The organism is Aureimonas sp. ME7, from assembly GCF_903970965.1.
Lineage (GTDB): Bacteria > Pseudomonadota > Alphaproteobacteria > Rhizobiales > Rhizobiaceae > Aureimonas.
The window spans coordinates 323,563-348,747 of sequence record NZ_CAJCKW010000001.1; the positions used below are offsets into that span (position 1 = coordinate 323,563).

The 25,185-nt window shown below is 69.0% G+C and carries 23 protein-coding genes; 11 read left to right on the forward strand and 12 right to left on the reverse strand.

Annotated features, from left to right (window positions below; all coding sequences use genetic code 11):
• Positions 1-77: 77 nt before the first annotated feature.
• The 4 genes from H7A85_RS01525 to H7A85_RS01540 are packed head-to-tail and all read left to right on the forward strand — an operon-like array spanning position 78 to position 3,370.
• Positions 78-1,562, forward strand: a complete 1,485-nt coding sequence (locus H7A85_RS01525) for an FAD-binding oxidoreductase (protein WP_348519688.1) — start codon at positions 78-80, stop codon at positions 1,560-1,562.
• On the forward strand, positions 1,559-1,972 hold the full coding sequence (locus H7A85_RS01530) for a DUF4383 domain-containing protein (protein WP_182084116.1): 414 nt from the start codon (positions 1,559-1,561) through the stop codon (positions 1,970-1,972). Before H7A85_RS01525 ends, H7A85_RS01530 begins: the two co-directional genes overlap by 4 nt.
• Positions 1,969-3,036, forward strand: coding sequence for a hypothetical protein (locus H7A85_RS01535; RefSeq protein ID WP_182084117.1), 1,068 nt, complete (start codon positions 1,969-1,971; stop codon positions 3,034-3,036). The genes H7A85_RS01530 and H7A85_RS01535 overlap by 4 nt, the downstream gene beginning before the upstream one ends.
• Positions 3,020-3,370 carry a hypothetical protein gene (locus H7A85_RS01540; protein WP_182084118.1) on the forward strand — a complete coding sequence of 117 codons (351 nt, stop codon included), beginning with the start codon at positions 3,020-3,022 and terminating at the stop codon, positions 3,368-3,370. The genes H7A85_RS01535 and H7A85_RS01540 overlap by 17 nt, the downstream gene beginning before the upstream one ends.
• On the opposite strand, the gene H7A85_RS01545 is transcribed toward H7A85_RS01540, so the two are convergent.
• Positions 3,343-4,395, reverse strand: coding sequence for a DUF1176 domain-containing protein (locus tag H7A85_RS01545; protein WP_182084119.1), 1,053 nt, complete (start codon positions 4,393-4,395; stop codon positions 3,343-3,345). The genes H7A85_RS01540 and H7A85_RS01545 overlap by 28 nt on opposite strands.
• Positions 4,396-4,532: 137 nt before the next feature.
• A complete protein-coding gene (locus H7A85_RS01550; RefSeq protein WP_182084120.1) occupies positions 4,533-5,408 on the reverse strand; it encodes an oxidoreductase in 876 nt (291 codons plus the stop codon).
• 91 nt (positions 5,409-5,499) lie between these two features.
• On the opposite strand from H7A85_RS01550, the gene H7A85_RS01555 reads away from it, so the two are divergent.
• From H7A85_RS01555 to H7A85_RS01575, 5 genes are all read left to right on the forward strand, one after another.
• Complete coding sequence (locus H7A85_RS01555) at positions 5,500-6,426, forward strand: LysR family transcriptional regulator (protein WP_182084121.1); 927 nt, start codon at positions 5,500-5,502, stop codon at positions 6,424-6,426.
• A gap of 185 nt (positions 6,427-6,611) precedes the next feature.
• Positions 6,612-8,132, forward strand: a complete 1,521-nt coding sequence (gene adh, locus H7A85_RS01560) for an aldehyde dehydrogenase (protein WP_182084122.1) — start codon at positions 6,612-6,614, stop codon at positions 8,130-8,132.
• A 63-nt stretch (positions 8,133-8,195) separates the two neighbouring features.
• The gene (locus tag H7A85_RS01565) at positions 8,196-8,546 is read left to right on the forward strand and encodes a DUF779 domain-containing protein (RefSeq protein ID WP_210270214.1); all 351 of its coding nucleotides are present in this window, start codon (positions 8,196-8,198) and stop codon (positions 8,544-8,546) included.
• A gap of 71 nt (positions 8,547-8,617) precedes the next feature.
• On the forward strand, positions 8,618-10,912 hold the full coding sequence (locus H7A85_RS01570) for an FdhF/YdeP family oxidoreductase (RefSeq protein ID WP_182084124.1): 2,295 nt from the start codon (positions 8,618-8,620) through the stop codon (positions 10,910-10,912).
• Positions 10,909-11,211 carry a hypothetical protein gene (locus H7A85_RS01575; RefSeq protein WP_182084125.1) on the forward strand — a complete coding sequence of 101 codons (303 nt, stop codon included), beginning with the start codon at positions 10,909-10,911 and terminating at the stop codon, positions 11,209-11,211. Before H7A85_RS01570 ends, H7A85_RS01575 begins: the two co-directional genes overlap by 4 nt.
• A 16-nt stretch (positions 11,212-11,227) precedes the next feature.
• On the opposite strand, the gene H7A85_RS01580 is transcribed toward H7A85_RS01575, so the two are convergent.
• The 7 genes from H7A85_RS01580 to H7A85_RS01610 form a co-directional block, all read right to left on the reverse strand.
• The gene (locus tag H7A85_RS01580) at positions 11,228-11,713 is read right to left on the reverse strand and encodes a VOC family protein (protein WP_182084126.1); all 486 of its coding nucleotides are present in this window, start codon (positions 11,711-11,713) and stop codon (positions 11,228-11,230) included.
• 63 nt (positions 11,714-11,776) lie between these two features.
• Positions 11,777-12,607 (reverse strand): aldo/keto reductase, encoded by an 831-nt coding sequence (locus H7A85_RS01585; RefSeq protein ID WP_182084127.1) that lies wholly within the window; start codon positions 12,605-12,607, stop codon positions 11,777-11,779.
• A 139-nt stretch (positions 12,608-12,746) separates the two neighbouring features.
• A complete protein-coding gene (locus H7A85_RS01590; RefSeq protein ID WP_182084128.1) occupies positions 12,747-13,919 on the reverse strand; it encodes a zinc-dependent alcohol dehydrogenase in 1,173 nt (390 codons plus the stop codon).
• Between the two features lie 160 nt (positions 13,920-14,079).
• A complete protein-coding gene (gene dhaL, locus H7A85_RS01595) occupies positions 14,080-15,771 on the reverse strand; it encodes a dihydroxyacetone kinase subunit DhaL (protein WP_182084129.1) in 1,692 nt (563 codons plus the stop codon).
• Positions 15,772-15,820: 49 nt separating this feature from the next.
• Entirely contained in the window at positions 15,821-16,462 is a 642-nt protein-coding gene (dhaL, locus tag H7A85_RS01600; protein ID WP_182084130.1) for a dihydroxyacetone kinase subunit DhaL, read from the reverse strand.
• A gap of 13 nt (positions 16,463-16,475) precedes the next feature.
• On the reverse strand, positions 16,476-17,474 hold the full coding sequence (locus H7A85_RS01605) for a dihydroxyacetone kinase subunit DhaK (RefSeq protein ID WP_182084131.1): 999 nt from the start codon (positions 17,472-17,474) through the stop codon (positions 16,476-16,478).
• 20 nt (positions 17,475-17,494) lie between these two features.
• Complete coding sequence (locus H7A85_RS01610) at positions 17,495-18,265, reverse strand: GolD/DthD family dehydrogenase (protein ID WP_182084132.1); 771 nt, start codon at positions 18,263-18,265, stop codon at positions 17,495-17,497.
• A gap of 416 nt (positions 18,266-18,681) precedes the next feature.
• Between H7A85_RS01610 and H7A85_RS01615 the strand changes: the two genes are divergently transcribed.
• Positions 18,682-20,928 (forward strand): methyl-accepting chemotaxis protein, encoded by a 2,247-nt coding sequence (locus H7A85_RS01615; RefSeq protein WP_182084133.1) that lies wholly within the window; start codon positions 18,682-18,684, stop codon positions 20,926-20,928.
• 159 nt (positions 20,929-21,087) lie between these two features.
• On the opposite strand, the gene H7A85_RS01620 is transcribed toward H7A85_RS01615, so the two are convergent.
• Together H7A85_RS01620 and H7A85_RS01625 are read right to left on the reverse strand one after the other, a co-directional pair.
• A complete protein-coding gene (locus H7A85_RS01620; RefSeq protein ID WP_244630875.1) occupies positions 21,088-22,221 on the reverse strand; it encodes a hybrid-cluster NAD(P)-dependent oxidoreductase in 1,134 nt (377 codons plus the stop codon).
• A complete protein-coding gene (locus H7A85_RS01625) occupies positions 22,218-23,474 on the reverse strand; it encodes an aromatic ring-hydroxylating dioxygenase subunit alpha (protein WP_182084134.1) in 1,257 nt (418 codons plus the stop codon). Before H7A85_RS01625 ends, H7A85_RS01620 begins: the two co-directional genes overlap by 4 nt.
• Positions 23,475-23,649: 175 nt before the next feature.
• Here H7A85_RS01625 and H7A85_RS01630 point away from each other — a divergent pair, with 175 nt between their 5' ends.
• Positions 23,650-24,579, forward strand: coding sequence for a GlxA family transcriptional regulator (locus H7A85_RS01630; RefSeq protein ID WP_182084135.1), 930 nt, complete (start codon positions 23,650-23,652; stop codon positions 24,577-24,579).
• Positions 24,580-24,606: 27 nt separating this feature from the next.
• Here H7A85_RS01630 and H7A85_RS01635 read toward each other — a convergent pair whose 3' ends face one another.
• Positions 24,607-25,116: a prolyl-tRNA synthetase associated domain-containing protein gene (locus H7A85_RS01635; protein WP_182084136.1), complete on the reverse strand. Its 510-nt coding sequence runs from the start codon at positions 25,114-25,116 to the stop codon at positions 24,607-24,609.
• Positions 25,117-25,185 lie beyond the last annotated feature (69 nt).

The following is a 25,185-nucleotide window of genomic DNA, read 5'->3' on the forward strand; positions in this document are numbered from 1 at the left end:
CGCGCCCCGCCGGAAGGCTTTGAGTCCTGCCGCCGCGATGCTCTATGGTTGCGGCGAATCGCACGGAGGTTGCCCTTGTGGCGTTGACGCGAAGAGCATTGCTGGTCGGCGCGGGGGCCGTGGCGGGCGCGGGCGCGACCGTCGCGCTGGGATCGGAGGAGGTCTTTTCCGGGCGGCCCGCCGTCGTCCCGGACGCCGATCCGAACCTTCTCAACGACGCCAGCGGCCTCAGCCCGGTCCGCGTTGCGCGGCACGTCACCGTCGAAACCGGCGGCGAGGAAGCCCTGGCCACGCTTCGCGCCGAACTGACCGAGGCGCGCGCCGCCGGGCGGCCGTTCATCGCCAGCGCGGCGCGCCATTCCATGGGCGCCCACAGCCTCGCCTCGCAAGGCACCGCCGCGACGCTGCGCCAGGACGAGGTGATGCTCGACACGGCGGCCGGCACCTTTCGCGTTTCGGCCGGCGCGCGCTGGCAGGGGGTGATCGCGCAGCTCGACGCCGCCGGCTGGTCGCCCACTGTGATGCAGTCCAACAACGATTTCGGCGTCGCCTCGACCTTCTGCGTCAACGCCCACGGATGGCCGGTGGCGCACGGACCCTTCGGCTCCACCGTGCGCGCGCTGCGCCTTCTGACGGCGGGCGGCGAGGTGGTGGAATGCTCGCGCGAGCGCGAATCCGACCTCTTCCGCGCCACCATGGGCGGCTACGGGCTGACCGGGATCGTGCTCGATCTCGATGTCGGCATGGTGCGCAACGAGCTTCTGGAGCCGACCTTCGAGACGCTGTCGCCGGAGGGTTTCGCCACGCGCTTTCCGGCGGTCGCGACGGACGCCAACGTGCGCATGGCCTATGGCCGGCTCGACGTGTCGCTCGGGCGCTTCTTCGAGGAGGCCGTGCTCGTGTCCTACCGGCCGACCGGAGCCGAGGGCGCGATCCCGGCGGCGGTGAGTTCGGGCTTCCTCAGTCGTGCCTCGCGATACGTGTTTCGCGGGCAGGTCGGCTCGGAAGGGGTGAAACGCGTGCGCTGGTGGATCGAGCGCGACGCCGCGCCCCGCCTCTACGGGGCGGCGACGCGCAACACGCTCTTGAACGAGCCGGTGGCGACGCTGGACGACGGCGATCCCAAGCGCACCGACATCCTGCACGAGTATTTCGTGCCCCCCGCCGCCTTTCCGGCCTTCGTGGCGGCCTGCCGCGAGGTGATCCCGTCCTCGTTCCAGGACCTCCTGAACGTGACGCTGCGCTATGTCGCGCCGGACGGGGACAGCGTGCTCGCCTATGCGCCGGGCCCCCGCATCGCGGCGGTGATGCTGTTTTCGCAGGAAATGAGCCACCGTGCCGAGCGCGACATGGCGGCGATGACGGGGGAGCTGATCGAGCGCACCCTCGCGCTCGGCGGCACCTACTACCTGCCCTATCGCCCGCATGCGAGCCGCGCGCAGTTCCAAACGGCCTATCCGCGCTTTGCCGAGTTCGCCGCCTTCAAGCGCCAGGTCGATCCCGACCTCACCTTCCGCTCGCCCTTCTGGGAGCGCTATCTCGCCGACGAGGGGGCATCATGAGCCGTATCCGCCTGCTCGCCGCCGTCTATGGTTTGATTCTCTTGGGGGCGGCCAGCCTCAACTACGTGCCGGGCCTGACGGACGATCAAGGGCGCTCGTTCGGCATCTTCGCGCTCGATCTCTACGACGACCTCCTTCATCTCGCCTCCGCGCTCTGGGCCTTCGCCGCCGCCGCGCTCGGTGCGAGGGCGGCGCGCGCCTTTCTTCTGTATTTCGGGGTCCTTTATCTCGGCGACGGGCTTCTGGGGCTCCTCACGGGCTCGGGCTATCTCGATCTCGGCATCTGGAACTACGGGATCCAGGACTTCCCCCTCGGCTTCAAGATCCTGGCGAACCTGCCCCATATTCTCCTAGGTTCCGTCGCGGTCGCCGGGGCGTTCTTCCTCGAACGCGACCGGGTGCCGGCTTGAGGCGGCGGGCGAAGCTCGGCCTCGGCCTCGGCGGGCTGCTTCTGGCCGGGCTCGTGCTGATCGGCGGCCGGATCGCCTATGTCGAAACCGCCTGCCGTGCCGCGCCCGAGGGGCAAGATTTCGCGCCCGCGATCACCGACCATGTCTGGCAGCGGCCGGAGCCGCGAACCTTCCTGACCTATCCCGAATGGCACATGGTCTATGCCTACGAGGATCTGGCCGAGACCCTGAAGACCGGCGACGAGCACGATTTCGACTATGGGCGGAGCGTCGCTTCCTTCTGGTCGTCCTACTGCGCGCTCAACCGGCTCGCCGACGCTCATGGCGGGGCGGACGGGCCGACGCGGCAGATGATTTATGTGATCGGTACGAGCTTCGACATCGAGATGGGGCTGAAGGCGGGTTACGAGGAAACCATCGGGCGCTTCACCGCCTGGATGCGCGGGCCCGAGAAGACGCCGCAGGACGCAATTGCCGCCGAGATGGCGGAGGCCTACGGCGCCTTTCTCCATCAGGTGCCCTGGTATCGCTTTCCCTTCCGCGAATGGGTGGCGCGGCTCGATGCGGCGCCGGCCGAGGGCCTTCGCGGGGTGGAGCGGCGCTGGGCGCTCGGTGCCGAATGGCGGGCCAAGCAGCTCTACGCCGATGCGATCGCCGGTGCCGTCGCGGCGACGGGCGCGGACGAGTTGCGCATCCGCAGCGTCGTCGCCGACCTTTCGCCCGAGGTCCTGCAAGCGATGGCCGGCGTTTCGCTCATTGGACCGGCCGCGACGGGGACCGTGATCGAGACCGACCGCTATGCCGCCTATACCGATCTCCTCCGGCGCCTCGCGGCGGCCGGCGGCGACCTTGCCGAGATCGCCGGCAACGACGATGTGATGATCTCGGTCGTCGCACCGCCGGGCACGGCAGGGCTCGGGGCGGACACGCTCGTGCGCGCCTTCGCCCCGATGGCGGACGGGCGCGTGCGCTCGCTTCATCTCCTGAAGGTCGCGGCCCTCCTGCCGACGCTGCGTGGCGCTTCGGCGGGCGGCTACGAGGTGGAGCATGTCTTCGACTACTAGGAGGCGGATGGGGGCGCTGGGGCGCCTCGCCGCCGTGTCGCTGGCGCTTCTCCTCGCCTGGACGCTGGCGAGCGCCGCGATCCTGGCTGTCAGCGAGGAAGCGGAGGCGGTGACGGTGTTCTTTTCGAAGGACGCCGGCACCTTCGCGCTGCCCGGCAGCGTCCGCCTCCTCGAATGGGACGGGCGCCGGGGCCGCTTCCGGGGTGCCGAGCCCGGCTATATCAGCGATCTCTACCGCGCCGGGGCGATCCTCGTCATCCCCGCGCGGGCGATGGGCTGCCTGAGCCTTGCCCGCGATCCCGGCGCCTACTCGCCGGCCGTCGGGCGCGAATAAAGCTCCGGCCAGTCGCCCGGCGAAACGCCCCGGCATTCGCCGAGCGCGGACAGTTGCACGAGCCGGAAGGCCTCGCCGTCGAAGTTCCAGCTGCTGGTGGAGCCGCAATCGCCGATGCCGCGCCCCTTGTTGAAGTCGATCATCGTCAGCCCGTGCTCGTCGAGACCGGCATTCACCAGCCCGTCGAAGTCCGAGCCGTCCTCGCCGGGCACGAGAAACGACAGCTGGCGCACGCCCTTCTGGTCGGCGAGCCAGTATTCGGTGCCCGAATTGTAGGCCGCCGCAAAGGAGCAGATGCCGAAGATGCGCGCGCCGTTCGCCGCCTCGTAGGCTTCCGGCTCGGTGCTCTCGCCGCAATCCTCGCCGGGCTTGGGAATGCCTTCGGGAAGCGCGGGAACGGGGTCGAGCCCGGTCAGCTTGAGAGCCCGCACCGGCGCGGGCGACGGCGCGGCGGGCACGGCCTCGGCCGGCTTCCCGCCCTTGGCCACCAGCGCGGTGACGCCGCCCTCGCGCCCTTGTTCGGCGTCCATGTAGCGCAGCGCCGCGCTCATGCCCTTCAGCGATACGGCGACGGGATCGCCCGTCCCGCCCTGGCGAACGCTTAAAGTTTCGCCTTTCAGGAGGGCGGCGAGGAAGGGGGCCGCGACTTGCGCGCCCACCGGGGCGACGGCGTATCCGCCGGACGCTTCGCCGGGCAGGCTCGCCACCGGCAGGGGCGTGTCCTTCGCGCCTTGGAGTTCGAGATCGAGCGGCGCGTCGGTGGCGTCCTCGTTCTCGGGCAGAAACACCACCGAAACCTCCGGCCGGGCCTCTCCCCCGGCGCCGCGCAGCACCTTGAGATAGGCGACGGCGGCGCCGTCCTCGGGGGGCAAGCCGAGCGCCGTGCAGCCCTTCAGGTTGCTGCAGCCGACCGTCCAGTCGCCGAACGTCTTGAGCTCGCCGACCGCCGGCTTGTCCGGCTCCGCCGCTCCCGCGGGGGCCGATGCCATGACGAAGGCGAGGAGGGGGAGGCTTAGGCGTCGCATGAAGGGCTCCGGTGAGGTGGGCCCCAGCTTCGAACCGGAGCCTGTCACCCATCCTAGTTCGCGGGCGGCGCCTTGCCCATTCCCCCCACACGCCGAAGGGCAGGTGGCGCGAGGGCTCCCGTTCCTGGAAGGGCGGATCAGCCCTTGCGCCCGAGCGCGTCCAGGCGGGCGAGGTGCGCCTCGGACAGCTGCAAGGCCGCGGCCGCGACGTTTTCGCGAAGATGGCCGCGGCTCGACGTGCCGGGAATGACGAGGATGTTGGGGCTGCGTTGCAGAAGCCAGGCGAGCGCGACGCTCTGCGGACTGGTCCCTGCTTCCTGCGCCACGGCCGACAAGCCGTCCGCCTGGAACGGGGTGAAGCCGCCGAGGGGAAAATAGGGGACATAGGCGATCCCCTCCTCGGCCAGCGCGTCGATCATCGCGTCGTCCTCGCGGTGGACGAGATTGTAGTGGTTCTGCACGCAGACCACCGGGGCGATGTCGCGCGCCGCCGCCAGCTGGCGCTCCGTCACCGTGCTGACGCCGATATGGGCGAGGAGCCCTTCCTCCTGCATCCGCCGCATGGCGCGCATCGGCGTTTCGATGTCGTCCTCCGGGCCGCCCATGCGCAGGTTGACGATCGACATCTGGTCTAGACCGAGGCGCGAGAGATTGTCTTCCACCGAGCGGCGCAGGAAGTCCGCGTCGCGCCGCAGGATCCACTCGCCCGTCTCGTTGCGCCAGGCGCCGATCTTGGTCACCAGGGTGAGCGCGGCGGGATAGGGGTGGAGCGCCTCGCGGATCAGCCGGTTGGTGACGTGCGGCCCGTAGAAGTCGCTGGTGTCGATATGGTCGATGTCGAGGCTCAGGGCTTCGCGGAGCACGGCGCGCGCCTCGTCCGGGTCGCGCGGCTCGCCGAAGACGTGCGGGCCGGCAAGCTGCATCGCGCCGTAGCCCATGCGGTTCACCGAAATGTCGGTTCCGGGAAAGGTGAAGCGGCCGGCGGCCGTGGCGGAAAGGGTGATGCCGGACATGCTAGGGGCTCCTTGATGCGTTCGGGTCCACCCAACATCGCCGTTCGCCACGGAATTGATAATCCGGCTCGCGGCGAATAGGCTGTTCGGTATGGCGAACAATGACGCTCCGGACTCGCTCGACGATCTGCGCGCCTTTCTGGCCGTCCTGGAGGCGGGCGGGTTTCGCTCGGGCGCCCGCCGGCTCGGCCTGTCGCCGTCCACTGTCAGCGAGACGATCGGACGGCTGGAAGGGCGGCTCGGCGTTCCCCTGTTCAACCGGACGACGCGCAGCGTCACGCCGACCGAGGCCGGGCGCATCCTGGCATCGCGTCTCGGCCCCCTTCTGGCCGAGGTCGGCGCGGCCGTGAACGAGGCGGCGAGCTCGGTGGCTGAGGTGCGCGGGCGTCTGCGTCTCAACGTGCCGGGGGCGGTGATGGTCGATATCCTCCCACCGCTGGTCGATCGCTATCTCGAACGCCACCCCGCCGTCGAGGTCGAGATCGTGGTGGAGGACCGCCTGGTCGACATGACGGCCGCCGGCTGCGACGCGGGCATTCGCTACGGCGAGCATCTCGGGCAGGACATGATCTCGGTGCCGATCGGGCCCCGAAAGCAGGAATATGCGCTGGCGGCGTCTCCAGCCTATCTCGCGCGGCGGGGCATCCCTCAGCATCCGCGCGACCTCCTCGCCCACGACTGCATTCGCCTGCGTTTTTCCGGGGCGGCCATCAGTCCTTGGGAGTTCGAACGCGGCGGGGAGGCGCTGACGCTCGACCCGCCGGCGCGCCTCGTCGTCGGCCCCGCCGGTTCGGGCGCGATGGTGAGCCATGCGCTCGCCGGGCGCGGCATCCTCTGCACCTTCCGCAACTGGCTCGATCCGCATTTCGAAAGCGGCGCCCTCGTGCCGCTCCTGCCCGACTGGTGGCCGCGCTTCGACGGGCCGCGGCTCTACTTTTCCAGCCGCTTCATGCCCGCGACCCTGCGCGCCTTTCTCGATCTCGTCGCGCAGGAGCGGGCCTCCGCCGACAAGCGTTGACGGCCGATCGGATCGGGAGCAGGCTACCGGTCCGAAAGGGACGTCTCGTTCGGCCACGGGCCGGGTGATCGGTGCGGGCCGGGGAGGCCGGCGCCCTTTCATGACGCCGAAAAACCCGTGTGGGAGCGCGGTCGGCGGCTTGGAAGACGTCCCCGCAAGCCGTGTTCTCTGGGAGGAACCACAGCATGTACCAGCAAGCCATCGATCAGGTTTCCAAGAAGGTCCTGATCCGCGAGCGCTACGACAACTTCATCGGCGGCCAATGGGTCGCGCCGACGGACGGGCGCTATTTCGACAATCCGAGCCCAGTCACCGGCCAGACGCTCTGCCATGTCGCCCGTTCCTCGGCCGCCGACATCGAGCTGGCGCTCGACGCCGCTCACAAGGCGCGCGAGAAATGGGGCAAGACGCCGCCCGCCGAGCGCGCCAAGCTCCTCAACCGCATCGCCGACCGGCTGGAGGAGAACCTCGACCTCCTCGCCATGGTCGAGACGCTCGATAACGGCAAGCCGATCCGCGAAACGACCCATGCCGACATGCCGCTCGGCGTCGACCACTTCCGATACTTCGCCGGCTGCCTGCGGGCGCAGGAAGGCTCGATCTCGGAGATCGACGCGGATACGGTCGCCTACCACTTCCACGAGCCGCTCGGCGTCGTCGGTCAGATCATCCCGTGGAACTTCCCGCTCCTGATGGCCATCTGGAAGCTGGCCCCCGCGCTCGCGGCCGGCAACTGCGTGGTCCTGAAGCCCGCCGAGCAGACGCCGCTCTCCATCATGGTCTTCGCCGAGCTCGTCGCCGACATCCTGCCGGACGGCGTTCTCAACGTCGTCAACGGCTTTGGCCTCGAGGCCGGCAAGCCCCTCGCCCAGTCGAAGCGCATCGCCAAGATCGCCTTCACCGGCGAGACGACCACCGGCCGCCTCATCATGCAGTACGCATCGGAAAACCTCATTCCGGTGACGCTGGAGCTCGGCGGCAAGTCGCCCAACATCTTCTTCGCCGACGTGGCGTCGGAGGACGACGACTTCCTCGACAAGGCGCTGGAAGGGTTCGCGATGTTCGCGCTCAACCAGGGCGAGGTCTGCACCTGTCCGAGCCGCGCGCTGGTGCATGAGTCCATCTACGATCGCTTCATGGAAAAAGCGGTCGCCCGCGTGAAGGCAATCAAGCAGGGCCATCCGCTCGACCCCACGACGATGCTCGGCGCGCAGGCCTCCAACGAGCAGATGGAGAAGATCCTCTCCTATTTCGACATCGGCCGTCAGGAAGGCGCCGAAGTGCTGACGGGGGGCAAGCGGGCCGATCTCGGCGGCGAGCTTTCGGGCGGCTACTATATCGAGCCGACGATCTTCGCCGGCCACAACAAGATGCGCGTCTTCCAGGAGGAGATCTTCGGCCCGGTCGTGTCGGTGACGAAGTTCAAGGACGACGAGGACGCGCTTCGTATCGCCAACGACACGCTCTACGGCCTCGGCGCCGGCATCTGGACGCGCAACGGCACGCGCGCCTACCGCTTCGGGCGCGCCATCCAGGCGGGGCGCGTCTGGACCAACTGCTACCACGCCTATCCCGCGCATGCGGCGTTCGGCGGCTACAAGCAGTCCGGCATCGGGCGCGAAACCCACAAGATGATGCTCGACCACTACCAGCAGACCAAGAACATGCTGGTGAGCTACAGCCCCAAGGCGCTCGGCTTCTTCTGAGCGAACGCGAAAGAGCATGGCGGGTCGCGACCCGCCATGCCGTCTTCCCAAGAGGGACTCCCCATCATGGACAAGGTCACCGCGACCCCGGAAGCCATGGCCTTCCTCGCCGAGATCGTCGCCGACCACGGCCCCGTCCTGTTCCATCAGTCGGGCGGCTGCTGCGACGGCTCCTCGCCCATGTGCTATCCGCGCGGCGAGTTCCGCATCGGGGAGGGGGACGTTCTCCTCGGCAAGCTTGCGGATGAGACGCCCGTTTATATCGGTGGCGCCCAGTTCGAGGTGTGGAAGCACACCGACCTCATCCTCGACGTCGTGCCGGGGCGCGGCGGCATGTTCTCGCTCGACAACGGGCGCGAACGGCGCTTCCTGACGCGCTCCACCGTCTGCGCGCCGGCGACCGGCGGCGCTTGATAGAAAACCTCGATCACTAACAACGTCATCCGTCTTGACGGCGATGCTGGAACGGCCGATCGCATCGCAGCATGACGACTGTTTTCATCGGCAAGAAATCGGCGGCGGCCGGCGGTTGGGGCGCTTTGAAAAGCTGCGGCAAGCGGCTGATGCAAAGCGGCTCGCCGCTCGCCGGCGCGCGCGCGCTCCTCAAGGCCAACCAGCCCGACGGGTTCGACTGTCCGGGTTGCGCTTGGGGCGATCCGGAGCACGGCTCTTCCTTCGAGTTCTGCGAGAACGGCGTGAAGGCGGTGGCCTGGGAGGCGACCGAAAAACGCGCGACGCCCGACCTCTTCGCCCGCCACACCGTGACGGAGTTGAAGCAGCAGAGCGACTACGAGATCGAGCTGAACGGGCGCCTGACGCACCCGCTTCGCTACGACCGCGGGAGCGACCGCTATCTGCCCGTGGAATGGGCCGATGCGTTCCGCGAGATCGGCGCGATCCTGCGTGGTCTCGACAGCCCGAACCGCGCCGAGTTCTACACCTCGGGCCGCGCCTCCAACGAGGCGGCCTATCTCTACCAGCTCTTCGTGCGCCTCTTCGGCACCAACAACTTCCCCGACTGCTCCAACATGTGCCACGAGGCGAGCGGCGTGGCACTCCGCCAGGCGATCGGGGTCGGCAAGGGCACGGTGCTCCTGGAGGACTTCGAGCGGGCCGACGCCGTCTTCGTGATCGGCCAGAATCCCGGCACCAACCACCCGCGCATGCTGGGCGACCTGCGCCGCGCGGCGATGCGTGGGGCGCGGCTCGCCGTGTTCAATCCGGTGCGCGAAAAAGGGCTGGAGCGCTTCGCCGATCCGCAGGCCAAGATCGAGATGATCCGCGGCGGCTCCCAGGCGATCGCCAGCCACTACTACCAGCCGCGTCTCGGCGGCGACATGGCGGCCGTGCGCGGCATGGCGAAGGCGGTGCTGGCCGCGGAGGACGCGGCGAAGGCCGAGGACCGTCCGGCGATCATCGACCATGCGTTCCTCGCCGAGCATTGCGCGGACTTCGACGCGTACCGCGCGGCGGTGGACGCCACCACCTGGGAGGAGATCGAGGACCAGTCGGGGCTGACGCGCGCCCAGATCGAGGAGGCGGCCGGCGTCTACATGGGCGCCGAGCGCGTCATCTGCACCTGGGCGATGGGCGTCACCCAGCATCTCCATTCGGTGGCGACGATCCGCGAGATCGCGAACTTCATGTTCCTGCGCGGGAACATCGGCCGCCCCGGCGCCGGCCTCTGCCCCGTGCGCGGCCATTCCAACGTGCAAGGCGATCGCACGGTCGGTATCAACGAGAATCCGCCGGCAGCCTTCCTCGATGCCTTGGAGGCGCGCTTCGGCACGCCCATGCCGCGCGAGCCCGGCCACAACGTGCTGGCCGCCATCGGCGCGATGCTGGACGGCACGGCTGAGGTCTTCGTCGGCCTCGGCGGCAACTTCGCGCGCGCGACGCCCGACAGCGCGCTCGTGGCGGAGGCGTTGGCGCGCCAGAAGCTGACCGTCCACATCGCCACCAAGCCCAACCATTCGCACCTGATGCCGGGCGAGGCGAGCTTCATCCTGCCCTGCCTCGGGCGCACCGAGATCGACCGCAACGGCGCCGGCACTTCGCAGATCGTCAGCGTCGAGGATTCCATGAGCATGGTGCACGGGTCGGGCGGCATCAACGCCCCGGCCTCGCCCCATCTCCTGTCCGAGGTCGCGATCATCGCCGGCATGGCCGAGGCGACGCTGGGCTCGGGCACCGTCGACTGGCGGGCTCTCAGCGACGATTACGACCGCATCCGCGACCTGATCGAGGACACGATCCCCGGCTTCGAGCGCTACAACGAGCGCCTGCGCGTGCCGCGCGGCTTCCACCTGCGCAACGCGGCGGCCCACCGCGAGTGGAACACCGCGACGGGCAAGGCGACCTTCGGCGGCGAGGCGCTGCCGGCAGAGACCGTCCACCAGCGCGCGGCCCGCAACGCGCACCTCTTCGCGCTCCAGACCTTCCGCTCGCACGACCAGTACAACACCACGGTCTACGGCCTCGACGACCGCTATCGCGGCGTCTACGGCGAGCGAAACGTCGTGTTCGTCCACCCCGACGACCTGAAGAGCTTCGGTGCCTCCGCCGGGGATCTCGTGGATGTCGTCGGCGAGTTCGACGACGGCGTCGAGCGCATCGCCCCGGCCTTCCGCTTCGTGCCCTACGACATCCCGCGCGGGAGCGTCGCCGGCTACTATCCCGAGCTCAACGTCCTCGTGCCGCTGGGCTCGGCGGGCGTCGAGAGCGACACGCCGACCTCGAAGTCGGTCATGGTCTCGTTCCGCCGGCGCGAGGCCGCTTGAGCGAGGCAGACCCCGCCGCCGAGCTCGAAGCCCTGGTGGCCCGCGTTGCGGAGGCGCAGCCGAGCCTGTCCCCGATCGCGGCGGCGGTTCTGGCCGCGATCCATCTCGGCCTTGCCGCCGACAGCCGAAGCTTCGCCAACCGGCTGGGGCTCGCCCATGCGCTCGCGCTTCGCGAGGTCGGGGCGCTGACGGAAGCGGGTTATCTCCGCATCGAGCGACGGGACGCGAAGACGATGCGCGTCTTCTATGCGCTGGAGCCGGACGGCGTCGGGCTTCTGGAACGCGCGGCGGCGACTTGAGGAGCGGAGCCGGTCCTCAACCGCCCGTCCTTCCCGCGACTGCCGCCTCGATCGCGGCGACGTCGATCTTGCCCATCGTCATCATCGCTTTGAAAGCGCGACTGGCCGGTTCGCCGCCCGCAGCCAAGGCGTCGGTCAGAACGCGCGGCGTGATTTGCCAGGACAGGCCCCAGCGATCCCTACACCACCCGCAGGCGCTCTCGCTGCCGCCGTTGTCGACGATCGCGGTCCAGTAGCGATCGGTTTCCTCCTGGGTGTCCGTCTGTATCTGGAACGAGAAGGCTTCCGAGTGTCGGAAGGCCGGGCCGCCGTTCAAGCCAAGGCAGGGAATGCCGGCCACCGTGAATTCCACGGTCAGGACGTCGCCCGCTTTGCCGGCGGGATAATCGCCGGGTGCGCGATGAACGGCGCCGACGAAGCTATCGGGAAACGTGTCGGCATAAAAATGGGCGGCCGCCTCCGCTTCCCCTTCGAACCAGAGACAGATCGTGTTCTTGGCCATCTCGCCTTCCTCCCTGTTGAGGGGAAAGGGTCCGCCTTTCGGCGAACCCTGGCAAGCTCCGGTCTAGAACTTGGCCGTCATCGGATCGGGGCCGATCCGCCCCTCCGCCGAATCCAGGGCGGCGATGGCCGACAGGTCTTCCTCGTCGAGGCGGAAGTCGAAGACGGCGATGTTTTCCCGGATGCGGCTCGGCGTCACCGATTTCGGAATCACCACGAGCCCGTTGTCGACGTGCCAGCGGATGATGACCTGCGCCGGCGTCTTGCCGTGCTTTTGCGCGATGCGGGCGATGGCGGGGTCGGACAGGAGCTGCCCCTGCCCGAGCGGGCTCCAGGACTGGGTGGCGATGCCGCGCGCCTCGTGGGCGGCGCGCAGGTCCCGCTGCTGGAAGCGCGGGTGAAGCTCGATCTGGTTGAGAACCGGCGTGACGCCGGTTTCCCCGATCAGGCGGTCGAGATGCTCGGCGGTGAAGTTCGACACGCCGATCGAACGCGCGCGCCCTTCCTCGCGAAGCCGGATGAAGGCCTTCCAGGTGTCGACATAGGCCTCGCGTGCCGGCGAGGGCCAGTGGATGAGGTAAAGATCGACATGATCGAGGCCAAGGCGGTTCAGGCTTTCGTCGAAGGCTCGCAGCGTCCGGTCGAAGCCCTGGTTCTCGTTCCAGAGCTTGGTGGTGACGAAGACGTCGCCCCGCGTGACGCCCGATTGGGCAAGGCCCCGGCCGACGCCGCGCTCGTTCTCGTAGATCGCGGCCGTGTCGACATGGGTGTAGCCGGCCTTGAGGGCTTCCGCGACCGATTGCGTCGCCGTCTCGTCCGGCACCTGCCAGACGCCGAGCCCGACCTGCGGAATGGCGCGGCCGTCGTTGAGGGTGATCGAGGTTTGCTGGGACATGGGATCGAGAGTCTCCGATGGTTCGGGCGACAAGTCGGGCGCGGGCGCCAAAAGTCGAGCGAGCCGAAACGCCGCCCGTCGTGGAAACGGCCGGAGATCGCCTCCGGCCGTGGGTCGCGTCCTGTACGGGAACGGCGCGTCAGCCGAGGTGGAACACGACCTTCGTGCAGCCGTCCTTCTTCTCCTTGAAGGCCTTGTAGAGGTCGGGTCCTTCCGCGAGGTCGGTGCTGTGGTGGCTGACCACCGAGCGCATGTCGATCTTCCCCTCTTGGATGAGCTTCGTCAGCGGCTCGAGATAGCGCTTCACGTGCGTCTGGCCGGAGCGCATCGTCAGGCCCTTCTGGACGATCTGGCCCATGTTGATCGACAAGGGCCCGCCGTAGACGCCCGGAACCGACACGACGCCGCCGGGGCGCACGGCCTTGATCGCCTGTGTCAGCACGAACTCGCGCTCCACCGGCGCGACCTTTTCCTTGATCGCCGAGATGAGGCCGCCCTGGCCGTGCCCGGCATCGGCCTCCATGCCGACGCAGTCGATCACCGCATCGGCGCCCTGGCCGCCCGTGATCTCCTTGATGCGCTCGAAGACATCCTCCTTCGCGAAGTCGATGATGTCGGTGGCACCGGCCTTGCGGGCGAGCGCGATGCGCTCCGGCACGGTTTCGATGACGATGATGCGCTCGGCGCCGAGCACCTTGGCGGACTGGATGGCGAAGTAGCCGACCGGACCCGCACCCCAGATGGCGACCGTCTCGCCGCCCTTCAGCTCGCACTGCTCCACGCCCTGGTAGCCGGTCGGGAAGATGTCGGTCAGAAACAGCGCGTCGTCGTCGCTCATGCCGTCCGGCACCACCATCGGCCCGACATCGGCCATGGGCACGCGCACGTATTCCGCCTGGCCGCCGGCATAGCCGCCGGTGAGGTGCGAGTAGCCGAAGAGGCCCGCCGTCGGATAACCGAACTGCTCGGCCGCCATCTGGCCGTTGCGGTTGGAGCGCTGGCAGACGGAATAAAGGCCCATCTTGCACATGCGGCATTCGCCGCAATTGATGTTGAAGGGCACCACGATGCGGTCGCCCTTCTTGAGCTTGTGATTGGCCGAGCCGACCTCGACCACCTCGCCCATGAACTCGTGGCCGAGAACGTCGCCGCTTTCCATCGTCGGCATCAGCCCGTCCATCAGGTGGAGGTCGGAGCCGCAGATGGCGCAGCTCGTGACCTTGATGATGACGTCGCGTGCGTCCTCGATCTTCGGGTCGTCCACCGTGTCGCAGCGGATGTCGTTGGTGCCGTGCCAGCAAAGCGCTTTCATGGATGTTTCCCCGTATCCGGATATTGGGTGCGGCAACGGCGAAACCCGTCCTGCCACGTTTGAGGGGCAAGTTCGGGAATGGAAGGCTTGTTCCATGGGCCGAGATTGCCCGGAGGTCTCAAACCATACCCGGCCAACGATCCGGACGGGGCCGGGCGGGTCACGCCTCGCCCGAATGTGCCCTCAAGGCGCCGGCCACCGCGTCCAGCCATGCGGCGACGGCCTCGGCGCCCGGATCCGGGATGCCGAGGACGCGGCTGCCGAGATAGCTGGACCGCCCGCGGCGCGGGGGAATGCGAGCGGTGGCCTCGGCGCCCGCCTGCGCGGCCCCGGCGGCGTCGGAAAGGTCGGCCCCGCCGGCCAGGCGTTCGGCGGCCGGAAGCAGGGCGTCGAGCATGGTGCGGTCGCCCTGCCTGGCGTCGCCGATCTCGGCGATCGCCTGCGCGCCGCCTTGAAAGGCCTCGGCCCAGTCCTTGACGGAGGGAGCGGTGCGCCCCTCCAGCGTGTTGGCCGCCCGCAGGAGCCCCGCCGCATAGAGCGCCCCGGACGTGCCGCCGACGGTGCGGCGCATCGTGGCGGAAAGAGCGCGCAGCACCGAAGCGGGCGATCGGTCGCGGTAGCCTTCGATTTCGGCGAGCACGGCCTCGGCGCCGCGCGCGAGGTTGGCGCCGAGATCCCCGTCGCCGACCTGCCGGTCGAGGTCCGTCAATCGGCTCTCCTCCGCCACCAGCCGCTCGGCCGCCGCGCGGATCGCGGCGACGACGGCCGGATTGGGAGCGGCGGGCTCGGGCGCGCCGGCCGCCTCGCGGGGCACTTCCACGAGCGGCAGGTCCACCCTCGGCCTCACGCCCTTGCCCGGCCAAGGCGGCGCCGAGGCCGGGGCGTCGAGCGCCGAGAGGAGGTCATCGTCGAGCCGCAGGACGGAAACCGAGCACCCGGCCATCTCGATCGCAGTGAGAAAGGTGCCCGTCCATAGGCGCTCGACGCGCACGCCGCGCGCGTCCGCCGCCTTGAGCGCGGCGCGCGCCACGAGGTCCATCTCCATGGCGGGCGTTCCGCCGAGATTGTTGGCGAGAAGCGCGACGGGTTGGCCCTCGCGCACGTCGAGCCCGTCCAGCACCCGGTTCAGCAGAAGCGCGACCAGATCGTCCACGGGGCGCCAGGCGACGCGCTCGACGCCCGCCTCGCCGTGGATGCCGAGGCCGAGCTCGATCTCGTCCTCGCCCAGCGTGAAGCTGGGCTTGCCCGCCGCCGGCACGGTGCAGGGTGACAGGGCGACGCCCATCGTGCCGACCGCCGCGATCGCGCGCTCGGCCTCCCGCTTCACGTGCGCCAGCGTCCGGCCCGCGGCGGCCGCCGCACCCGCGACCTTATGGACGAGCACCGTTCCGGCGATGCCCCGGCGGCCGGCATTGTCGCCGCTCGCATCGATCGACATGTCGTCGGCCACCACCACCATCTCGACGAGCAATCCCTCGCCCCGGGCGATCTCGGCGGCAAGGCCGAAGTTCAAACGGTCGCCGGTGTAGTTCTTGACGATCAGGAGCGTGCCCGCCGGTCCCGTGACGGCGCGGATGGCGGCCAGCACGGCGTCGGTCGAGGGCGAGGTGAAGACGTCGCCGCATACGGCCGCCGTCAGCATTCCCTCGCCGACATAGCCGGCATGGGCGGGCTCGTGGCCCGAGCCGCCGCCCGAGACGATCGCGACCCTTCCCGCGCCTTTCAGCGTCTCGATATCGTCCCGCACCACCACCCTTTGCCCGGCGAGGATGGCGAGCCCCTCGCGAGAGCGCACCAACCCTTCGATCATCTCGTCGACCACGGCCGAGGGATCGTTGATCAGCTTCTTCATGGGTTGAGTTCCTTCGGCGATGGGTGGGAACGAGATGCGGGTTGAGCGACTAGCGCAGACGGCCGCCGGCGCCTTCGGCCAGAGTGCGAAGGATCAGGGCGCAGGAGGTGGCGCCGGCGTCGAGAACCCCGCGCGAGCGCTCGCCGAGCCGGCTCGCCCGTCCGACCCGCGCCACGAGGTCGATCGTCGTGTCGCGGCCCCGTTCGGCGCCCGTCGCCAGCGCGTCCAAAGCCTGCGCGAACGAATGCCCTTCGGCGATCGCGGCGTCGAAGGCCTCCAGCGCCGGCACGAACGCGTCGACCAGGGTCTTGTCGCCGACCTTCGCTTCGCCGATCGACTGGACGCCTTCCAGACCCTTGCCGAGCATGGCGGAAAAGGCGGGCGCGTCGATCTCGTCCCGGCCCTCGATGCTTTCCGCGAACTCGGTGAACATCATGCCGTAGAGCGGACCCATGGAGCCGCCGATCTCGCCCATCAGCACCTCGCCGAGCGTCGCGAAGGCTTCGGCCAGGGTCGTGTCGCGTCCGCGCAGCCGATCGGCCGCCATGCCGAAGCCCTTGGCCATGTTGACGCCATGGTCGCCGTCGCCGATCCGCCCGTCGATCTCCGACAGATAGGCCTTGTTCTCCGCGATCCGGTCGGCCATCGAGAGGACGATCTCGCCGCTGCCGGCATTGGAAAAGCTGGTCATGGCAGGGCTCCCGTCAGGCGCGAAGGCCGGGCGCGTGCGCCTCGGCGTCCAGAAGGCGCTTCAGCTCGTCGTCGAGCGCGAGAACGCTCAAGGTCGCGCCCACCATCTCCAGCGAAGTGAAGTAGTTGCCGACATAGGTGCGATAAACGACGAGCCCGCGTCCCGCGATCTCCGCCTCGATCGTGTCGTTCAGGATGTAGAGTTCGTTCAGCGGCGTCGCGCCGAGACCGGAAACGAGAACCGCGACCTCGGTGCCTTCGGGCAGCGCGTGGTCGTCGAGGACGATGCGCGCCATGTCGCGCGCCACCTCGGCAGCGGTCTTGAGAGGCTCCACGCGGATGCCCGGCTCGCCGTGATGGCCGATGCCGACCTCCATCGTGCCCGCCTCGATCCGGAAGTTCGGGTGGCCGACGGCCGGCAAGGTGCAGGGGCCGAGGCCGATGCCGACCGAGCGGCAGTTGTCGATCGCCCGCTGCGCGGTGGCGCGCACCTCCTCGAGGGTCGCGCCCTCAGTGGCTTTCGCCCCGCCGATCTTCCATAGGAAGATCTCGCCGGCGACGCCCCGGCGCTTTTCGCGCTCGCCCGGCGGCGCCGAGCATACGTCGTCGTTGGCCACCACCACGGCCACGTCGATGCCGTCCTTGGCCGCGAGCTTCGTGGCCATCTTCACGTTCATGTTGTCGCCGGCATAGTTGCCGTAGAGGCAGACGACGCCCGCGCCCCCGTCGGCTTCGCGGATCGCGTCGTGGAAGCTCTTGGCGGTGGGCGAGGAAAACAGCTCACCCACCGCCACCGCGTCCACGAGGCCGCGGCCGGCATAGCCGATGAAGGCCGGCTCGTGGCCCGAGCCGCCCCCGGTCACGACGCCGACGCGGCCCGGTTCGGGCGCCGCGCGCGAGACCACGACGCGTCGATTGCGCTCGGACAAGCGCACGAGATCGGCGTGCGCCTTGACGAAACCGCGGACCGTGTCGTCCACCACCTCGTCCGGATCGTTGATGAAACGCTGCATGGAACTCTCCCGAAGGACACTCAGAGGATGGTGTAGCCGCCGTCGACCAGAAGGTCGGCACCGTTGATCATGTCGGCCCCGCTGGAAGCGAGAAACACCGCGGCGGCAGCGATTTCTTCCGGATGGGCGAAGCGCCCGGCGGGGATGCGCTTCTTCGCCGCCTCGCCCTTCTCCCCGCTCCAGGCCTGCCGGCCGAGTTCGGTGAGCACCACCGTAGGGGAGATCGTGTTGGCGCGGATGCCGTGGCGGCCCCATTCGGCGGCCAGCGTCTTGGTGAGGCCGATGACGCCGAACTTGGAGGCGCAATAGGCGGCATGCTCCTCGATCGCGACCGTGCCGGCCTGCGAGGCGAGGTTGACGATCCGCCCGCCGCCGCTCGCGATCATCAGCCGGCCGACGGCCTGGCACACCAGGAACGTGCCCCTGAGGTTGATCGCGATCGTCCGGTCCCACGCGTCGAGCGAGAGCGTCTCGGCCGGCGCCAGCGCGACGATGCCGGCGCTGTTGACGAGGATGTCGATGCGCCCGAACGCCGAGTGCGCGGCCGCCACCGCCTCGTCAACGCAAGCCTTGTCGGCGACGTCGCAGCGAAAGGCGCGCGCGCCGCGCCCGATCTCGCGCGCCTGGGCGTCGGCGGCTTCCCGCTGGATGTCGAACAGGGCCAGGCTCGCGCCCTTGCGCGCGAAAGCCGAGGCGATGGCCGCTCCGATCCCCGAGCCGCCGCCCGTCACCACGGCAACCTTGCCTGCCAGCGAGAAGTCGAGATCCACCTCGGGTGCCGCATCGCTCATTCTCTCGGGTCCTTTCATGCCAACGCCGCCCCCGGCGGCGGTTCGGGAAAACGGAGGGAAGGGGCATGGGTCAAGCGGGAGAAATCGCGCGGCCGGGCGCCGATCGCCCGTCCTTCCGCCTCGACGAGCCGCCGAACGGATCGCGCGGCCTCGGGCGCTGGGCAAAGCGTTGTGGACATCCCTCGTTCCTCCCGAAGCCCCCGCATCCCCCAGGGCTTCCGAACGGAGGCGGCACGTCCCGCACCCGTCCTCGACCTTCTTGGTGGAAGCGGGGCCTTTTATCAACACCGGGAGGGCGACGATCGCGCCTCGTTCGTTCGAAGAAGGATTGTCAACCTTCGATGGCTAAGGTCGCCCGGTCGCATGCGTCCCGGGAACGACACCGATCGCAGGAAGAGGCGGCCGGAGGACATTCCATGACGACCGGACAGGCGGCGGTGAAGCGACCGCTCTGGGTTTCCATCACCGCGTGCGGCTTTGCGGCCGTGCTGTTCGCCAGCGGCGCCATCGGTGGCCTGGCCTGGTATCGCCAGACGCAGATGAGCCAGGACACCGTCCAGAGCGAGCTGCGCAACGACCTTGGCTTCGTGATGGGCGACATCGAGGCGCAGAAGCGCGCGGCCTCGGCCCTGGCACTGGCGCTGGCGGGCGAGCCGGAAACCGCGGGTCTCATCGAGGCCGGGCAGCGCGATGCGATCGTCGCCCGCTATGCCGCCAGCCTGCCGCAGATCGTCCAGAGCGGATCGCTTCAGCTGATCAGCTTCGTCGACCGCGACACCAACGTGATCGCCCGTATCCACACGCCCGACAAGTTCGGCGACCAGATGAAGGGCCGGCGCAAGACGGTGGAAACCGCGCTGCGAGACGGCAAGCTGACGGTCGGTATCGAGCCGGGCCGCACGGCGGTCAGCGTCTTCGCCAGCGCTCCCGTCCTGCAGGGCGGGGCGGCCGTGGGCGTCGTGGATGTCGGCACCACGCTGACCAAGGACTATTTCACGCGTCTGGCGAAGGCCGTCGACGGCGCGCTGACGGTGCAGGTCCTGGCGGACGGCCAGTTTCAGACCCAGGCTTCGACATCGGATTCGGGGGGCCTCCTCCGACCGGAAGAACTCCAGGACGTCCTCGACGGCCGACCCGTGGAGCGCGTCGCGAGCGTCGGGGGCGTCGACTACGCCGTCACCGGCGTCGTCCTGGCCGACTTTTCCGGCGCGAAGATCGGCGTCCTGGAGCTGGCGTCCGACGTGACGCCGATCCTCGTAGCTGCCCGCTCGGCCGCCTGGACTATGCTGGTCTGCACGGTCGCGATCTCGGCCCTGGCGCTGATCGGCTTCATGCTCTTCGCGCGCCGTCTGGGCGTCGCGATCCAGACGCTGACCGGCACGATGGGCCGGTTGGCCGCGGGCGATCTCACCGCCAGCGTCGAGGGGCGCCAGCGCTCCGACGAGATCGGCGCGATGGCGGGCGCCGTCGAGGTGTTCAAGCAGGCCGCGCTCGAAAAGGTGCGGCTGGAGGAGGAGGCCCTCGCGCTTCGCGAGCGCCAGCGCCTGGAGGACGCGCGCCTGGCGGAGGCGGAGAAGGCGAAGTCGGACGAGCTGACCGGCTTCGTGCGTGACATCGAGGTCGGGTTCGAGGCGCTGGCCGAGGGCGACCTGACCGTGCGCATGGAGCGCAGCGTCGCCCCCGCCTACGAGCCGATCCGAGCCCGCTTCAACCAGACCGTGGTGGCGCTGGAGGAAACCATGGGCGGGGTGATGACGGGCGTGTCCTCGATCCGCAACGGGCTCGGCGAAATCAACATCGCGTCCAACGACCTCGCCCAGCGCACCGAGCAGCAGGCCGCGAGCCTGGAGGAGACCGTGGCCGCGCTTGCCGAGGTGACGCGCGCCGTGCATCAGACGGCCGAAGGCGCCGGCCGGGTGCAGAAGACGGCAGAACTGACGCAGAAGAGCGCGGAGAAGGGCGGCCGGATCGTCGCCGACGCGGTGACGGCGATGAGCGCCATCGAGAAGTCGTCCGACGAGATCGGAAAGATCATCGGGGTGATCGACGAGATCGCCTTCCAGACCAACCTCCTCGCCTTGAACGCGGGCGTCGAGGCGGCGCGCGCCGGCGAAGCGGGACGCGGCTTCGCGGTGGTAGCGCAAGAGGTGCGCGGCCTTGCCCAGCGCTCGGCGGAAGCCGCCAAGGAGATCAAGGAGCTGATCTCGACCTCCTCGGTCCAGGTCGGGCAGGGGGTTCAGCTGGTGACGGCCTCGGGCCGGAGCCTCGAGGAGATCGTCGCCCAGGTCGCCACCATGTCGGCGGAAGTCTCGGACATCGCCCGCAGCGCGCGCGAGCAGGCGATGAGCCTGAAGGAGGTCTCGACCGCCGCCGACCAGATGGACAAGGTGACCCAGCAGAACGCGGCGATGGTGGAACAGGCGACCGCCGCCGCGCAGACGCTCGCGGACGAGACCGACCAGCTTGCCGCGCTGATCACGCGCTTCAAGCTGGCGACCACGGCGCGGCACGAAGCGCAGGCGCGGCGCGTCGAAGCCAGAAGGGCGCCGACGCCCAAATCCTTCTCCGCCCCGCGCGCCGCGGCGTCGAGCCCGCCGGTGGCCCAACTGAGGGTGACGGGAAGCAATGTCGCGCCCGCAGCCGATAGCTGGGAGGAGTTCTGAACTTTTCAGCGGGCGCGCCGACCGTCTTCGTCGGCGCGCCGTGCCTCATGTTCCTTCCGGGATGCGGCGCGTCGACCGGTCGGAGCCCGGGGTCGGACGATCGCGTGCCCGGCCCGTGACGCATCGATGGGAGGCCGGGCGCCTCGCTTTCGAGCGGCTCTAGCGTTCAATCACGAGGTCGCTGGTCGGCTTGGAGCAGCACAGAAGAACCATGCCGGCGTCGATCTCGCGCTGGCGGATGCCGCCTTGGTGCGCCATTTCGAGCGTGCCCGACACCTTCTTCGACTTGCAGGTGCCGCACAGGCCCTTGGCGCAGGAGGAGGGCAGGCGCATGCCGGCCCGCTTGGCCGCTTCCAGCACCGTCATGTCGGCGGGCACCTCGATGGTGCGCCGCGTCTTGGTGAACTCCACCCGATAGGTCTTGACCGCCGCCTCGGCCTCGAGCTGGGTCTCGGCCTCCATCGCCTCGGCCTTTTCTTCGACGGCAAGGGCACTGAAGTCGAAGCTTTCGTCGTGGTGCCGGCGCATGTCGAAGCCGGCCTCCGCCAGAAGGGCGCGCACCGCCGCCATGTAGGGGGCGGGACCGCAGACGAAGACCTCGCGCTCCCGGAAGTCGGGCGCCACGAGATCGAGGATCGCGCGGGTCAGATAGCCTCGAAGGCCGCTCGACGGCGCGAGCGGGCCCACCCGCTCGACGATGGGCACGAAGCGGAACGCCTCGTCGACGCGCGCCATCGCCTCCAGCTCCTCGCGGAAGATGATGTCGGCGGGCGTGCGGGCGGAATGAACGAAGACGACGTCCTCGCCCCCGCCCAGATCCCCGAACGTGCGCGCCATCGACATCAGCGGCGTGATGCCGCTGCCGCCCGACAGGAAGAGATACTTGGGCGCGGGATGGGCGGTGGAGGTGAACTCGCCCATCGGGCCGACGGCGCGGATGCGCATCCCCGGCCGGAGGTTGTCGTGCAGCCAGTTCGATACCGGGCCGCCGGGCACGCGCTTCACGGTGAAGCTCAACCGGTCTGGCCGGGTCGGCGGCGAGGAGATCGTGTAGCAGCGATACAGCGTCTCGCCCCCGATCTCGAAGGCATAGGTCATGAACTGACCGGGCTGAAAGCGGAACCGGCCGGGGGTGGACGGTGCCAGCACGAACGTCTTGACGTCGTGGGTTTCCTGGCGGACAGCCCGGCAGACCAGCGTGTCGTCCGCCTCGCAGTCCCAAAGCGCTTCGGCCGGGGCGAAGGGGGCGGGGAGGGCGCCGTTCGGGCCGAGCCCGTTTCCTGCCATGCTCATTGGGCGAGGTGGTCCGCCATGCGGGAAATGTACCAGCGGATGAACTTCTCGACGAGCATCTCGGTGTTGGGCGAATAAGGGCCGGGCTCGTAGGCGGGGCTGGTGGCGCCCTGCTGGCACATGGCGACGAGCGCCGCGTCCTGCGCGTTGGTGGCGGTCCACACCTCGATCAGGCGTTCGATGTCGTAGTCGACGCCTTCCACCGCGTCCTTGTTGACCAGCCACTTGGTGCGCACGAGCGTGCGCTCGGCGTCGAGCGGCAGCACCGAGAAGGTGACGATGTGATCGCCGAGGAAATGGTGCCAGGAGTTCGGCTGCGTCCAGAAGGACAGGCCGCCGAGCTTGGCGTTGGCGACCGCGCCCAGCGGAATGCGGCAGGCCGCGCGCGTGTCCATCGTGTGGCTCTCGCCCTCGCCGTCGAGCGGCAGGCGCTCGGTGCGAAAGCCGGTGACACGCGTGTCGAGCTCCTCGATCTCGCGCGAGGGCAGGCCCATCGCTTCCCACTCGGCATGGCTCGCCTGGCGCAGCGCGTCGTAGCGCTGGGCGTTTTCGAGGTCGATCGGGTCGAGCTCCTCGGGCGCGAAGCCGAAGCCGTAGGCGAACAAAGGCACCGTCAGCTCGGGATGGTTCGCCTCGCAGTGGTAGCACTCGCGGTTGTTCTCGATCGTGAGCTTCCAGTTGCCCATCTCGACGAGGTCGCTCTGGTAGGCGATCTTGGTGTTGCGCACGTTGTGGGGCGCGATGTAGGGCCCCATCCGCGCGGCGATCTCGTCGAAGTCCTCCGGCGGGTTCTCCGCCAGGCACACGAAGAGGAGCCCTTCCAGCGAACGCAGGTGGACGGGCTTCAGGCCCTTGCAGGACGGGTCGAAGTCCGGCCCCATGTGGGGCGCGTGGAGAAGGCGCCCGTCGAGCCCGTAGGTCCAGGAATGGTAGCGGCAGACGAGATTGCCGACCGTGGTCTTTTCCTCGTCGATCAGGCGTGCCCCGCGGTGGCGGCACACGTTGAAGAAGGCGCGCACTTCGTTGTCGTCGTCGCGGATCAGGAGGATCGAGGCCTTGCCGATCTCCACGCTCGCCACGTCGCCGGGCTCGGGAACGTCCGGCTCCACCCCGACATAGATCCAGTGGCGGTGGAAGATCGCTTCCATGTCCGCCTCGAAGATCTCGGGCGACGTATAGAAGGGGGCCTCCAGGCTATGGCCGGCCTTGCGGCCATGAACCAAGGCTTCCAGCGAATTCAACCTATTCAGCATGGCTTGGCGTCCATCCGCGACGAGGAGGCTGGATCGAGCCTCTTCCAAGCTTGGAAGAATTCTCGTTTTCCTTTGTGCTGTCTTGAAGCGGCGCGACAGCTATTTTAGATTTTCCGACATTGTCATGTCGGGTGATGTGGTGAGCGACGGTTCGAGTCCCGAAGTATTCGGCTTCATGCTGACGGAGCGGTTCTCGATGATCGCCTTCTCGGCCGCGATCGAGCCCCTACGCCTGGCCAACCGGGTGGCCGGCAGGACGCTGTACGAGTGGACCCTCTATTCGGCCGACGGCGTGGCCGCCGAAGCGTCCAACGAGGTGCGGGTCAATGTCGACCGGTCGTTTCGCGGCGCCGTCGACATGGACGCCGTGGTGGTCTGCGCAGGCGTCGACGTGCAGCTTTCCCATCATCACGACCTGATCGCCGTGGCGCGCCGGCTGGTGAAACGCGGCGCGGCGGCCGGGGCCGTGTGCACGGGCGCCCATGTGCTGGCCAAGGCCGGGCTTCTGGCCGGCTATCGCTGCACCATCCACTGGGAGAACCGGCCGGGGCTCCAGGCGAGCTTTCCCGATCTCGAGGTCGGCGACGAATTGTTCGAGATCGACCGCGACCGCTTCACCTGCGCGGGGGGCGTGGCGGCCGCCGACATGATGCTGTCGCTGATCCGGAGCCGGCACGGCGAGGCCATGTCGCGCGGGGTCGCCGACCAGATGATCCACCACCGGATCCGCGATGCGGGCGAGCGTCAGCGGCCCGATCCTCGCGGCGGCCGGCCCGGCGTCGCGCATCCCAAGCTCCTGCGCGTGGTGGAGATGATGGAAGCCTCGATCGGTCGGCCGGTGAGCATCGAGGACTTGGCGCGCGGCGTCGCACTATCGCCGCGCCAGATGGAGCGCCTGTTTCTGGAGCATCTCGGCGTGTCGCCGAGCCGGCACTTCATCGACATCCGCCTGGAACATGCCCGCCAGCTCCTGCGCCAGACGCGTATGACCATTCTGGACGTCGCCATGGCGAGCGGCTTCAATTCGGCGTCGTATTTCTCGCAGAGCTACCTGGAGCGGTTCGGCCACAGCCCGAGAGGGGAGCGCCGGACCGCGCCCGCTTGAGGTCGCGAGCAGCCGACCAAGCGAGGGTCATTCGGCGCTCGCCAGCGCGTCGAAATCCACGATCTGCGCCTCGTGGCCGGTCGCTTCCACCACGCGAAGAAGGTCGGCGCTCGCCAGGGATACGGTGGCGGTGTTGCGCAGTGGATGGACGGTGAGGCGGGGGTGCGACAGCATCCGCTTGTCGAGAACGAGGCTGACCGCTTTCGCCTTGTCGTTAACGAGGGCGAGCGGGCTGACCGAGCCCTGAACGACGCCGAGCGCCTCCAGAAGCGTCTCCGCGCTGGCGAAGGAGAACTTCTTGGCGCCGAGGTGCGCGGCGAGCGCCTTGAGGTCGAGCCGCCGTTCGGTGGGAACGCAGATCAGCCAAAGCCCGCCCTTGGCGCCCTTCAGGAGAAGGTTCTTGGTGTGGACGCCCTCCAAGGCGCTCCAATAGGGCAAGGCCTCCTCCACGGTGTGGACGGGGGGATGTTCGATGGCTTGCGGCGCGATGGCGAGACGATCGAAAAGGGCGTCGAGTTCGCGGTTGGCTTCCGTCATGGGCTCCCTCGCATGGGTCGGCGGGTGAAGGCCGGGCGGCCCGTCGCGCAAAGGCTCTAGCCGTCGGAA